This window comes from Granulicella rosea (genome assembly GCF_900188085.1).
GTDB classification, from domain to species: Bacteria; Acidobacteriota; Terriglobia; order Terriglobales; family Acidobacteriaceae; genus Edaphobacter; species Edaphobacter rosea.
Window position 1 is genome coordinate 1 of sequence record NZ_FZOU01000009.1, and the last position, 12,775, is coordinate 12,775.

At 64.4% G+C, this 12,775-nt stretch carries 13 protein-coding genes; 6 read left to right on the forward strand and 7 right to left on the reverse strand.

Annotation, left to right across the window (positions count from 1 at the left end; translation table 11 throughout):
• Positions 1-1,402: UbiA family prenyltransferase (locus CHB87_RS18765; protein ID WP_089409988.1), on the reverse strand; the 1,402-nt coding region annotated here is incomplete at its 3' end.
• A gap of 125 nt (positions 1,403-1,527) precedes the next feature.
• On the opposite strand from CHB87_RS18765, the gene CHB87_RS18770 reads away from it, so the two are divergent.
• A complete protein-coding gene (locus tag CHB87_RS18770) occupies positions 1,528-1,716 on the forward strand; it encodes a hypothetical protein (protein WP_089409989.1) in 189 nt (62 codons plus the stop codon).
• Between the two features lie 166 nt (positions 1,717-1,882).
• Positions 1,883-2,878 (forward strand): SPFH domain-containing protein, encoded by a 996-nt coding sequence (locus CHB87_RS18775; RefSeq protein WP_245818088.1) that lies wholly within the window; start codon positions 1,883-1,885, stop codon positions 2,876-2,878.
• Positions 2,879-2,968: 90 nt separating this feature from the next.
• Here the strand turns inward: CHB87_RS18775 and CHB87_RS18780 are convergent, their stop codons facing one another.
• Positions 2,969-3,472, reverse strand: coding sequence for a pectinesterase family protein (locus CHB87_RS18780; protein WP_176441859.1), 504 nt, complete (start codon positions 3,470-3,472; stop codon positions 2,969-2,971).
• 362 nt (positions 3,473-3,834) lie between these two features.
• On the opposite strand from CHB87_RS18780, the gene CHB87_RS18785 reads away from it, so the two are divergent.
• Positions 3,835-4,554, forward strand: a complete 720-nt coding sequence (locus CHB87_RS18785; protein WP_142988431.1) for a hypothetical protein — start codon at positions 3,835-3,837, stop codon at positions 4,552-4,554.
• A 148-nt stretch (positions 4,555-4,702) separates the two neighbouring features.
• Complete coding sequence (locus CHB87_RS18790; protein ID WP_089409993.1) at positions 4,703-5,515, forward strand: hypothetical protein; 813 nt, start codon at positions 4,703-4,705, stop codon at positions 5,513-5,515.
• A gap of 3 nt (positions 5,516-5,518) precedes the next feature.
• Here the strand turns inward: CHB87_RS18790 and CHB87_RS18795 are convergent, their stop codons facing one another.
• From CHB87_RS18795 to CHB87_RS18810, 4 genes are all read right to left on the reverse strand, one after another.
• Positions 5,519-5,905: a type II toxin-antitoxin system VapC family toxin gene (locus tag CHB87_RS18795; protein ID WP_089409994.1), complete on the reverse strand. Its 387-nt coding sequence runs from the start codon at positions 5,903-5,905 to the stop codon at positions 5,519-5,521.
• Positions 5,902-6,153, reverse strand: coding sequence for a type II toxin-antitoxin system Phd/YefM family antitoxin (locus CHB87_RS18800; RefSeq protein WP_089409995.1), 252 nt, complete (start codon positions 6,151-6,153; stop codon positions 5,902-5,904). The genes CHB87_RS18795 and CHB87_RS18800 overlap by 4 nt, the downstream gene beginning before the upstream one ends.
• A gap of 64 nt (positions 6,154-6,217) precedes the next feature.
• Complete coding sequence (locus tag CHB87_RS18805; RefSeq protein WP_089409996.1) at positions 6,218-6,919, reverse strand: L-ribulose-5-phosphate 4-epimerase; 702 nt, start codon at positions 6,917-6,919, stop codon at positions 6,218-6,220.
• Positions 6,920-7,034: 115 nt separating this feature from the next.
• A complete protein-coding gene (locus CHB87_RS18810; RefSeq protein ID WP_089410078.1) occupies positions 7,035-8,618 on the reverse strand; it encodes a ribulokinase in 1,584 nt (527 codons plus the stop codon).
• A 193-nt stretch (positions 8,619-8,811) separates the two neighbouring features.
• Between CHB87_RS18810 and CHB87_RS18815 the strand changes: the two genes are divergently transcribed.
• Positions 8,812-10,083 (forward strand): nickel-dependent lactate racemase family protein, encoded by a 1,272-nt coding sequence (locus CHB87_RS18815; protein WP_089409997.1) that lies wholly within the window; start codon positions 8,812-8,814, stop codon positions 10,081-10,083.
• A gap of 86 nt (positions 10,084-10,169) precedes the next feature.
• Positions 10,170-11,192: a hypothetical protein gene (locus CHB87_RS18820; RefSeq protein ID WP_142988432.1), complete on the forward strand. Its 1,023-nt coding sequence runs from the start codon at positions 10,170-10,172 to the stop codon at positions 11,190-11,192.
• Positions 11,193-11,201: 9 nt separating this feature from the next.
• Here CHB87_RS18820 and rfaE1 read toward each other — a convergent pair whose 3' ends face one another.
• Positions 11,202-12,674, reverse strand: a complete 1,473-nt coding sequence (gene rfaE1, locus CHB87_RS18825; RefSeq protein ID WP_089409999.1) for a D-glycero-beta-D-manno-heptose-7-phosphate kinase — start codon at positions 12,672-12,674, stop codon at positions 11,202-11,204.
• Positions 12,675-12,775: the final 101 nt, after the last annotated feature.

Consider the following 12,775-nt stretch of genomic DNA (forward strand, 5'->3'; position numbering starts at 1 on the left):
CGCCGCGCGAGGCCAGCAGCCAGAGCTGGCTCAGCCACAGCAGCATGACCGGCAGCAGCAGCCAGAGACGCACGCCGTGATGGTAGAGTCGCACGTCGACCGCCGAGATATAGAGCGTGAGCACGACGACCGAGGCGTATCCGGCCGACGTGCCGAAGGACCGCAACTGCTCGATGTCCGCGACCAGGTAGCCGCGTCCGTTGGCCGGCGCGAGGCCTCGGCTGTGCAGGCTTTCAAGCTCCGCGAAGCGTTTGACGAAGGCCAGCGAAAGAAAGAAGAAGATGCTGAAGCCGCCCAGCCACGGCGAGATGGGAATCCCCGTCGCGGCCGCGCCGGCGATGATGCGGATCGTATACAGACCCGCCAGCACGATGACGTCGACCATGACCACGCGCTTGAGCAGGAACGAGTAGGCCGAGGTGACGAAGGCGTAGAGGATCAGCCAGCCGAAGAAGCCCATGGGCTCGATCAGGGGCTGGCCCAGCCGCGCCGCGGCCACCGGCAACAGCAGGGCGAGTCCGGCGGAGATGGCGAGAAACAGCGCCACGACCATCACACCGGAGATCGCCGAAAGATTGCCTGCGGCGAAGGGGCGGTTCCGCTTGCGCGCGTGCTGACGGTCGGCCTCGAGATCCAGCAGATCGTTGACGATGTAGGTTGCCGACGCGCAGAGGCCGAAGCTGACGAAGGCGATCAGCGACGCCACGATGGACCCGGCAAACCAGCTATGCGCCAGGATGAGCGGCGCGAAGATGAGGACGTTCTTCGCCCACTGGTGCAGCCGGATGGCCTTCAGCCACGCCTTGATCGGCGAGCTGGTGTCCATGAAGCTGCGGACGGGCGTGACCTTCGCGGACTTCAGCCCGGCGCGCAGGCCGGCGGTCGGGTTGGCGACCATCGGGTCCAGGCACGCGGTCAGCAGCGGGATGTCCGGGCTGGCGTTGCCGACGTAACTGAATCGGTCGCCGAAGCGCTCGCGGAAGGCGGCGAGCTTGTTCTTGCCGGCGAGGTTCACCGCGCCGTCCGACGCGAAGACCCCGGCGAAGATGTCGAGGTGTGCGGCGACGCGTTCCGCCATGACGCGGTCGGCGGCCGTGGCCAGGTAGAGTTCGCGGCCTTCCGCATGCTGGTGGTAGAGGTATTCCAGCAGTTCGCGGTTGTAAGGCAGCGCGGCGACGTTCAGCTTGACCGCCTCGTTGACGTGGCGCTTGAACGACGCCTTGCCCTGGGCGATCCAGCCGGGGATGCGCAGGACGTGACGAAAGTCCTGCCGGGCGAGCACGAGCACGGCGTCGACGAGGGTGTCGGACTTGACGAGCGTGCCGTCGAGGTCGACGCAGAGCGGCGCCAGGTCTTCGGCTGCCTTTGGGCTGTCTGCCTGGCCGTTGGTGGTTTCCTGCAAAAGACTCTCCTGTGCGCGTGCGGTCTCACGATCATAAAGCCCGCGTCGCAATTCCACGCATGCGCAGGTAGTCGGTTGTATAATAAAAGATGGTTGTTGGGCCGAGGAAGAATGGCCGAGGACCTGTGTACGTTGCGCTTAAGTCGCTGATCTCCCTGCTGGTGCTCATGCTGCTGTTCGAGGGCATGGTGACCGCCTTTCACCTTCTCAATCTGCCGAGCGATGTGGCTGTCCGTGAGGGCATCGGCCTTCTGTTGCTGACTGCCGTCGGCGGTTTCCTGGCCTTTCGCGGGATCTGGAAGCGTGCGACATGAGCGCGGCTCTGAAGTTGGAACGCTCGAAATAATAGGTTGACAATTTTTTGCTGGACCGGCTCGGCAGTTACTCTGCGCCGAGCCGCCCCGCTGCGCGCCGGTGGGTTTGCCTGCGCTCAGCTCGATGGATTACTGTGTCGGTTTCTGCCGAGGAGGCTGTATGGCGATGTTCGATTCTCTCAATAACGATGGCAATAAAAGTGGACGTCACTTCGATGCGAGTAAGTTCGACGGCCAGACGAAGATGGTTCGTTCGCTTGTCGGTATGGGTGCGGCTCTGGTCGTGCTGGTGATTGGCGCGGCGATCTTCTTCAACTATATCGCTTCGCTCACCCGGATCGGCGCGGGCATGGTGGGTGTGGAGGTCGTGCTCAGCGGCTCGCAACGTGGCGCGTCGGAGATTCCGATTCGCACCGGCTGGGTCTTTTATAGCCCGCTGCGCTCGCAGATTATTGAATTCCCGACCTACGTGCAGACGGTGAAGTGGACGCGCGATATGAACGAAGGCCGTGCGAGTAACGAGGAGATGAGCTTCAACTCGAAAGAGGGTATGGAGATCTATTCGGATGTAAGTCTGAGTTACGCCATCGAGCCCCGCCGCGTGCCGGATTTTTATGTGAAGTACCGTGTCAGCGACCTGGATGTATTCACGCACGGAATTCTGCGCGATATTGTGCGTAACTCGTTGAACGAGGTCGCTTCGACTTACTCGGTTGAACAGATCTACGGCGAGCAGAAGACGGAGTTTCTCTCTAAAGTGCAGGCGCTGATCCAAAGCAAGCTGGACCCCGTCGGTGTAGGCGTGCAGCAGTTTGGATTCATCGGCGCGCCGCGTGTCCCGACGGTGATTGCATCGGCCATCACGAGCAAGGCGCAGGCGATTCAAGATGCGGAGCGCGCCCGCAACGAACTGGCGAAGACGCAGGCGGAGGCGGCCAAGACCGTCGCCGAGGCCGAGGGCAACGCCAAGGCCGAGGTTACTCGCGCGCAGGGTGAGGCTGAGGCAAATAAGATTCGTCAGACAAGTCTTACGCCGCAGTTACTCGAACTGCGTAAGATCGAGAACCAGAAGGCGCTGATCGAACGCTGGAACGGCCAGTTACCCACGGTGCAGGCAGGCAATGGGCAGATGTTGATGGAGCTGCCGAAGATGGGTCAGTAAGTCGTTCGGGGCGATAAGAGGCCGGGCTGGATAGCTCGGCCCCTCATCTTCCACTTACCTTCCCGTCTGGAATTAAAGATAAAGCCGGAGTTATTCCGGCTTCCAGTGATCGGGCCCGGCTAAAAAGGACATAGGTTCGTATTTCGCCGCCTCAGCGGGAGTAAGTTGGTGAGTATGTGGATCGCGAGCCGAGGGTGTGGCGCCCGGGCCGGTCGACCGATACTCCGCATAAAAGGCTGTGTCGAGATACTTTGTATCTCCAGGATGCCACTCTCGCCAGCCCGCGGGCACGATATGCGCGCCCATCTCGGTATTCAGAAAGACGACCGAAGCATAGGGACGCCACGGCCTGCCAAGGTAGACATTCGTCTGGCCGGGGACTGCGGTGAGTCTGCAGCGGCTGAAGACGAAGGCGCTCCGCTGGGTGGGCGCGTACCTGCCCTGCGCGCTCAGGTAGCCGCCGGCGGCATGCTCGGTCGAACGTATCTCGCACTGATAGAAGACCGCGTTTGCATCGCCATAGCATGTGCATGGCTTCACCGCGTGGGGCGTGCTGATCGACACCCCGAAGTGGGCGCGCAACACGGACGGCATCGCGCGGCGCGACGACGATGCGCGCATCCTGCGCGCGAACCGCCGTCACCGAGAGGAGGCAGGCAAGCAGGAGACAGAGAGGAAGTGGTCGGACCATAAGGCGTCCTGTGTAGACCTGCGATGCAACATCCGTCTTGTGGCGTCGATGCGGCGGTGCGGTAGATCTCAATTTGCGTGGCTATTTTGGTACGAATTGGGTAAGATTTTCTCCGTCCCCCGGCCCCTCCAAAAATTCATTCTGGATGTTCATCCATGTCAGTCGTCTTTTCTGGTGTTGCCCTGCCGGGCGCGGCGGTGCGCCTGTGAGCCACCCGCATCGTAAACATGCTCCGCGAAATTCTCTCCGTCGGCCGACGCGCTTTGTGCCCGAGGACTCGGACAATGCTCATGGCCGCAGGCTCGATCCAGTGACCGGCCGCAAGAAGGGCGGCTCGCATCTCGGCGCGCTCTTCGTCGCGGGCGGCGGCATCTTGTTTGTCGCGTACATCTTCAACTACCAGGGCGTACAGACCACGCTCGACGGCTTCTTCAACGATCTTTATCGGGGCTCGCAGACGCATACGGGCGAGGTGCAGACGGGCTTCGACGCCGTCCTGCCGATCGTCGGCTACGTGCTGGCCGGGGTGATCGGGCTCGTGGTGTTGCGCACGCTGTTTCGCGGCGCGGGTTCTCTCTCGCAGAGCCTTCGACTCTCGCGCAGGCAGGAGGTCAGCCTGCACGATTTCTGTGCCGATGCTCAGAAGCACGACATCAGCATCAAGGTGGCGCGCGAGGCATACAAGCTGATGGAGCCGCTCTGCCGCGGCAGAATGCGGGCAGGTCTGACCGACCGTCTCGGCGGCGACCTGCGGCTCTCCGAGCTGCAGCGGGACGACCTCTACGACACGCTCCTGCTGATGACCGATCGCAAGGCCGACCCGGCCAAGGCCAGACCGGCGATGGAGACGCTGCTCGAGATGATGACGGTTGTGCAGGACAGCCCGCGCCGGTCGGTTGGGCAGTCGGTCATTCGGCCGGTCGCTGCGGCCTCGCCCGTGGTGCATCCCGTACGGCTGTCGGAGAAAGAAAAACAACTGCGTTGATGTGCGGCTAAAGTGGCATGGCGAGGGTGGGTCGTCCGACATAGGCTGGGATTGTTCCCTGCTGCGACGTCTAAATTCCGAGAAGCGAGTTTCTCCCCATGGCTGCTTTGATCTCCCGCTTTGCCTTGAGTGCCCCGACGGTGCGCCTGTGAGCGCCGCCCCGATCATGACGCCGGAGCGCAGAAAGCTGGCGCGCAAGCCGACGCTGGTGGCGCCGAAGTTCGCACCCGTGGACGTGAAGGCCAGCCGCGCGCACGATCCGGCTGACGCGCCCGACGGTCCGAAGTCGTACACCGGCCTGCTGATTGTGGCCGTGGGAGGCACGTGCTTCCTGGCCTACATCTTCAACTGGGCCGGGCTGCAGACAACGCTCGATGGCTACTTCAATGGCATCTACGCGCAGACCCAGGGCCAGACGGACGCTGTGGGCAACGGCATCGCCACGGCGGCGCCGTATGTCGGCCTCGCGGTCGCTGCGCTGCTGGTCTATATGGTCATCGCGGCGGTGATCCGGTCGATGCCCGCGAAGAAGCGCAAAGGCCCGCCGCCGAGACGCGAGCTGACGCTGCACCGCTTCGTCGACAAGGCGCGCGAGCACGCGCTGGATGTGGTGATGGCGCGCGAGCTGTACCGCATCTTCCAGGCGGAGTGTGGCGCGGGCTGCCTGCCGGCGGAGCTCGAAGACAGCTTTTCCAATGAGCTGAAGCTGCCCGAAGACCGGGTGCAGGCGATCTACATGGCGTTGCTCCAGAAGGTCGAGCGCAAGCCGGACCCGAAGGCTGGCGAGCCGAAGCTGGGTACGGTGCTGGAGCTGATGACAACCGTGCAGGCCTCGCCGCGCGGCCTGATGAAGCCGGCGGTGCTGCGTTCGGCGGCGAAGGCCGAGCAGCCGGTGGTGATGTCCGGTGCGGCGTTCGTGCGACCGGCCAGGCCGACGGCGCCGGTGGCTGCTGGGCGGTAGCGATCAGACCAGACGGATGGGGCCGGGGTACTGAGCGACCTTGGGGTCGACGGTAAGCAGCGTGATCTCTTCGACGCGAGCCTGTGCTACCAGCAGACGGTCGAAGGGATCGCGGTGGATCATGGGCAGACCGACCACGCCGAGGGTGTGCTCGACACGAATCTGTATCTCGCGAAAGTTCTTTTCAAGAAGACCGTCACGCAGCACACGAGGATGGAATTCAAAGTCCGACCGGCCAAGATTGAATTTGATCGCGGTCTCCCAGACGCTCACCGTGCTGAAGAGTACATCATCGGTCTTGTCGGCGATGAGCGCCCGAACAAATTGGGGACAACGTGCATCTCCGGATGCCCACCAGATTAGGAGATGAGTATCGAGCAGATATCTCATCCCTCGTCTTCACCCTCGAACATCGCGATGATTTCGTGATCTACAAAGTCTGGATCGAAGTTGTGGGTGCCGAGCTGGCCCTTCAAAAACCCAAACCCGCTGCTCACGATTTTGGCTTCCAGATCCACAGGGCTGACCTGCACCATCGGCTTGCCTGCCCTGGCGATGATGAACGGTTCGCCCTTGGCTGCCTTCTCGATCAGCTCGGAGAGATCGGCCGGGACTTCCTGAATATCGATGGTCTGCATGGCGCTCCCTCCGGGTGAATTTCATCTCCCTTTAGACTAGTCCACCCGGAACGAAATGCAATAGCTACTTCTGCCCGTACGTGGCGTTTGCGCCGTGCTTGCGGAAGTAATGGCGGTCCAGCAGCGCCTGCGAGACGCAGTCGGCGTTGGCGCGCAGACCGATCGTCCGATAGGCCATGCGCGCGACAGCTTCGAGCACGACGGCGTTGTGCGCGGCATCGTGCGCGGTCCGGCCCCAGACGAAGGGCGCGTGGCCATTCACCAGGCAGGCGGGCACGGCAAGCGGGTCGATGACCTCGGGATTGCGGAAGCGCTCGACGATGGCCAGACCGGTCTCGTGGACGTAGCGGCCGCCGATGGCCTCGTCGGTCAGCGGCGCGGTCACGGGCACGGGGCCGTAGAAGTAGTCCGCGTGCGTGGTGCCAAAGGCGGGAATCGGCAGGCCGGCCTGCGCGAAGCTGGTCGCGAACTCCGAGTGTGTGTGGACCACCGCGCCGATCGTCGGAAACTCGCGGTAGAGCAGCGTGTGGGTGTCGAGGTCGGAGGACGGGTTCAGGTTGCCTTCGACGATCTTGCCGTGCAGGTCGGTGACGACCATGTGCTCCGGCCGCAGATCGTCGTAGTCGACGCCCGAGGGCTTGATGACGACGAGGCCCTGCTCGCGATCGACGCCCGATGCGTTGCCGAAGGTGTAGAGGACCAGGCCGCGTTTGACCAGTTCGAGGTTGGCTTCGAGGACGTCTTTGCGGAGTTGTTCTAAAAGCATTTATTTCTCCGTGAGCTTGAAACGAAAAGCAGATTCCCTTCGGGAATGACAAACAAAAGGACAGGCAACGGCAAGTGCAAAAGCAGATCCTCCGCTGCGCGAAGGATGGCAAAAATCAAGAGGTCTGACGGGCCTTCGCGGCAACCTCGCGAAGGGTCTTGAGGATCGTGGCGAGACCCGCAGGCGTGGCTGTCTCGTCTCCGAAGGCGAAGTAGACCTGCCGATAGAGCCGGTACAGCTCCTCGTAGACCGCGGCTGCGGCGGGGTTGGGCTGGAAGCTCTTGTGCTTCGGACACATCGCCGCCTGCGCCTCTTCGATCGTCGTGAAGATGCCTGCGGCGAGCTGCGCGAAGATGCCCGAGCCGATGCTGGTCGGGATCGAGTCCGGCACCACGACCTCCTTGTTCAGCACGTCGGCGTAGACCTGGTTCAGCCGCGCGTTGTGCTGCGGTATGCCGCCCGCGTTGATGATGCGTTCGATCGGCACGCCATACTCGGCCAGCCGGTCGAGGATGATGCGCGTGTGGAAGGCGGTGCCTTCGATGGCGGCGAAGAGCTCGTCCTGCGCGGTCGTCAGCAGGTTCCAGCCGAGGGTGATGCCGCCCAGCTCGGATTTCACGAGGACCGTGCGGTCGCCGTTGTCCCAGGTCAGCCGCAACAGCCCGGTCTGGCCGGCGCGGTAGTCGTCGAGGCCTGCCGAGAGTGTTTTGACATCCGTGCCGGCGCGTTTCGCGATGGCTTCGAAGATGTCGCCGACGGCCGAAAGTCCTGCCTCGACGCCAGTGTAGCCAGGGTGGACAGAGCCGGGGACGACGCCGCAGACGCCGGGGATGAGCACGGTTTCGGGCTGCATGGCGATGATGCAGGTGCTCGTGCCGACGACGTTGACCACATCGCCCGTGCGGCAGCCCGCGCCGATCGCGTCCCAGTGCGCGTCGAAGGCGCCGACCGGGATCGGGATGCCGGCGCGCAGGCCGAGCTTCTCCGCCCATTCCGGCGAGAGGCGGCCGGCGAGATGGTCCGAGGTCAGCACCTCGCCCGCCAGCTTCTCGCGCACGCCGTCGAAGAGGGGGTCGAGCTTCGAAAGAAACGCCTGCGGCGGGAAGCCGCCCCACTTCTGATTCCAAAGCCACTTATGGCCGAGCGCGCAGACGCTGCGCTTGACCTCGGCCGGATTCGTGATGCCGGCCAGCGTCGCGGCGACCATGTCGCAGTGCTCGAACGCGCTGGCGAAGTGCTCGCGCCTGGTTGGGTTGTGGCGCAGCCAGTGCAGCAGCTTGGCGAAGCCCCACTCGTGCGAGTAGACGCCGCCGCACCACTCGATGGCTTCGAGCTTCTCCGCATGGGCCAGCCCGGTGATCTCCTGCGCCTCGTGTAGCGCGCGGTGGTCGCACCAGAGATAGTAGTCGTCGAGCGGCTGCATCTTCGCGTCGACCGGGATGACGGAGGAGCCGGTCGTGTCGAGCGCGATGGCCTCAACCTGATCGCCGGAGATGCCCGTCTCGGCGAGCACCTGGCGCATGGCGGCTGCGAGCGCGGTCATATGGTCGGCGTGCGACTGTGTGGCGTAGTCGGGGTCCTCGCGCTTGCGGTGCAGCGGATAGCTGGCGGAGGCGGTGCCGAGGCGGCCCTTCGTGCTGTCGAGCAGGGTGGCGCGTGTGCTGAGGGTTCCGAAGTCGATGCCGGCGACGATGCGCATGTTGAGCTGGAGTCCTTTGTCAGGGCGATAGGGGCCCGCGTAAGTATAGTAACCGTTTTCTCGAAATCTGTGCTTCCGCTGAAGGCCAATGTCGGTGGCCTCGGAGATCATACCCAATGGCAGACAGCGGTGTCAGTATCTATCTCGCCGACCGCGCGATGGAGACCAGTTAATATAGACCCCAGGAGTCGCGATGAAGACGGATGTTGCGTTTGGCAGGACGGGTTTGACGCTGGACTTGCCCGAAGGACCTCGGTACGAGGTGTTGCACGCGCACTCGGCCGCAGCCATTGCGGATGTGGACGCGGCTCTCGCGGCGGCGCTCGATGCTCCAATCGGCTGCGCATCGCTGGCCGAGCTGGCTCGGGGCAAGAGGACGGCGGCGATCTCGGTCTGCGACATTACGCGGCCCGCGCCGAACCGCGTCACGCTGCCGCCGTTGCTCAGGCGTCTGCACGCCGCCGGGATGCGGCATGAGGACATCACGATCTGCATCGCGACGGGTCTGCATCGCGAGGCCACGCGGGCCGAACTCGACATCATCCTCGGGCCGGAGATCGCGGCGGCTTATCCGATCCTGAATCACGATGCGAAGAACAAGGCCGCCCACCGCTATGTCGGCGATACGAAGCGCGGTACGCCGGTCTGGATCGAGCGGCCGTTTCTCGATGCCGATCTGCACATCACGCTGGGGTTTATCGAGCAGCATCTGATGCTCGGCTTCTCGGGCGGACGCAAGCTGATCGCGCCAGGCCTCGCCGCGCAGGAGACGATCAAGGTCATCCACTCGCCGCGCTTCATGCGCGAGGCGCTGGCGACCGAGGGCTCGTACGAGGACAATCCGCTGCACGCGGAGCTGCTCGAAGTGGCGCGGATGGCGCGGCACGACTTCATGCTGGACGTGACGCTCACCCAGACGCGTGAGATCTCGGGCATCTTCGCGGGCGCGCCGGAGCAGGCGCACCACGCGGGCGTGAACTTCCTGCGCGGCTCGTCGCTGGAGTATCTGCCCGAGTATGTCGACGCGGCGATCACGAGCGCGGCGGGCTATCCGCTGGACCTGACCTTCTACCAGACGATCAAGGGCGTCACGGCGGTGCAGCACATCCTGAAACCCGGAGGAAAGATTCTCGTCGTCTCGGAGTGCGCGGAGGGTATCGGCTCGCCCGAGTTCGCCGAGATGGTCGCCGGGTATGAGGGCGCGCAGAGCTTCCTGGACTCGATTGCCGACACCCCGGTCGTTCCGGATCAATGGCAGTTGGAGCGGCTGGCGCTGGTGGCGCGCAAGCACCCAGTGTCGTTCTACGCGCCGGGCACGACGCCCGCGCAGCTTGGCGGATTGGCGGCGCAGAGCTTCGCCACGGCGGAGGAAGCGGTCGACGATCTGCTCGCCGGGCTGCCCGCGGATGCGCGCATCGCGGTGATTCCCGAGGGTCCGTACGCCTTCGCCCGCGTGGCCGGATAAGGCCGGAAAAGTGATCGCCTGCATTGGTTGAGCCGGAATCAAATGCACGGTCATGCCGCCGGAGTTATAGTTCTGGCATGCGTTGTGTGGCTCGACTTTCGGTTGCTTTGCTGGCGTGCGTGGTTGCGCCTCTGCTGGGGCAGACGCCCGACGTCTGTGGGGTTCCGCCGGACGGCGCGGCGGCGGCGTATCTGCATCTCTCCGCGGGCCAGATGAAGAAGGAGCTTGTGGAGCTGCATGGGCTGAAGCCCGCCGAGGACGGCGACGCGGACGCGATCCTGCGACAGACGAGCACGGTGCTGGGCGGGATGCTGGCGCATGTTCCGAACCTGCTGGCCCAGGAGCAGTTGAGCCAGAGGACCGTCGCGCTGCCCTACGTGCTCAATGAAGCGGAGCGTTCGAGCGGGGCGAAGATGGGCGCATCGCGCAGCTCGGGCGCGCAGCAGATGAGCGGTAACTCGCGGGCGCTGGAGGGGCAGGATCTGGAGCAGGCGCTCGACGAGATGCTGACCACCTCCTCGCAGCAGAACCGCTTTCTCTATCGCGTCACCTCTGTGCCGGACCCGGTGCTGGGTCATGTGCTCGAGGAGTCCCGGACGAACGAGGCGAACGAGGCTGTGATGCTTTCGAGCAGGGCAGGCAGCCCGCACGGCATCGGGTTCAGCAAGGAGTGGCTGATGTTCATTCCGGCGAACCTGCCGCAGCTTCGTCTGCGCTTCCTGGGGCGGCAGAAGATCGACGGGCGGGAGACGCTGGTGGTGGCGTTCGCGCAGATTCCGGGAAAGGTTTCGCTGCCGGCGGAGATTCAGACCGGCGCCGGATCATGTACATACTTTACCCAGGGCGTGGTCTGGATCGACCGCGATGCCAGCCAGATCGTGCGCCTGCGGACGGATCTGCAGGCGCCCATCGAAGGCATCGGCCTGCAACGGATGCGGACCGGGACGCAGTTCTCCGAGGTGAAGATCGAAGGCGCGAACCTGTCGCTGTGGATGCCGGCGCAGACCGAGATTCTCTGGGCGACGAAGGCGAACGCCGGCGGAGAGCTGCACCGGTACTCCGGCTACAGGCTCTTCAGCGCGAAGGTGACGCTCCGGCCGGCGCCTTGAACGGTAGGTCTAAGGTGTAGGCGCGGATAGCTTGCGGACGAGGTTCGTCGTGGAGAAGCCCTCGACCGTGGCGACGATCTCGACGCGGCCGCCGTTGGCCAGGACGTCCTCGTGGCCGACGACGGACTCCACGGTGTAATCGCCGCCCTTGACCAGCACGTTCGGTTCGAGCAGCCGGATGAGTTCGAGCGGCGTGTCCTGATCGAAGAGCACGACGGCGTCGACGTTGCCGAGCGCGGCCATCACGCGGGCGCGCTCGTTTTCGCCGACGATGGGACGGCTCGGACCTTTCAGGCGGCTGATCGACGCATCGGTGTTGAGGCCCAGCACGAGCTTCGAGCCGAAGCGGCGGCACTCTTCAAGCAGGGTGATGTGGCCGACGTGGAGCAGGTCGAAGCAGCCGTTGGTGAAGACGATGGTCTCGCCGGCGGCGCGCCACTCCGCCACGCGCAGGCGGGCGCGGGAGAAGTCGAGGATTTTTTCGGCGGAGGTAAGCGTCGCCGAACGCGTCAGCGCGGCGACCAGCTCATGCGCGGCGATCGGCACGGTGCCGACCTTGCCGACGACGATGCCGGCGGCGACGTTCGCCAGTTCGACCGCCGTCTCTCGCTTCAGACCGCCGGCCAGCGCCGCGGTGATGGTCGCGATGGCGGTGTCGCCCGCGCCTGAGACGTCGAAGACCTCTCGCGCGCGGGCTGGCGAGTGGTATTCGCCTTCGGGCGCCAGGATGCGGATGCCCTTCTCGCTCATGGTGACGGTGAGGTAATCGAAGTCGTGCTCGGCGAGCAGTTCGCGCGCGGCGGCGAGCAGCTTCGGCGTATCCCAGGCGGGAACGCCGGTGGCGACCGACAACTCGGCGAGGTTCGGGCAGACGGTGGTCGCGCCCGAATATTTGTTGAAGAAGCGCGTCTTCGGATCGACGACGACGGGGATGCCGGCCAGCCGCGCGGCGCGGATGACGGCCTCGCAGATCTCGTCGGTTAGCGCGCCCTTGGCGTAGTCGGAGAGGATGACGGCGTGCATCTTCGCGGTCAGGGCGGTCGCGCGCTCCTGCAACTGCGTGGATTCGGTCTGCGGCGGCAGCTCGCGGCTCTCGATGTCGAGCCGCAGAATCTGCTGCGAGCGGCCGATGATGCGGGTCTTGGAGGTGGTCGGCAGGGTGCTGGAGACGACGCCAAGGGTGTCGACCTGGGCGGTCTTGAGAAGCTGCGCGAGCACGGCCTGATCGCCGTCCGCGCCCCACAGCCCGGCGAGGAAGGTCTGGCAGCCGAGTCCGGCGAGGTTCATCGCAACGTTGGCCGCGCCGCCGGGCCGCTCGTAGCGCTCGGCGTGGCGGATGATCGGCACCGGCGCCTCGGGCGAGATGCGCTCGACCTCGCCGAGGATGTAGCGGTCGAGCATGAGATCGCCGACGACGAGGACGCGGAGCTGAGCAAATCCGCCTTCGAGCAGATTGAGGATGGCGGGGACTTCAGGCAGCATGGTCGGGGCGAATCTCCTTCACGCCAGTGTAGCGCGGTCTATTTTTTGGAGCGAAGAATGTGTTCTCGAATACTGTTGTTTCTGAAATTTCTGTTTATACT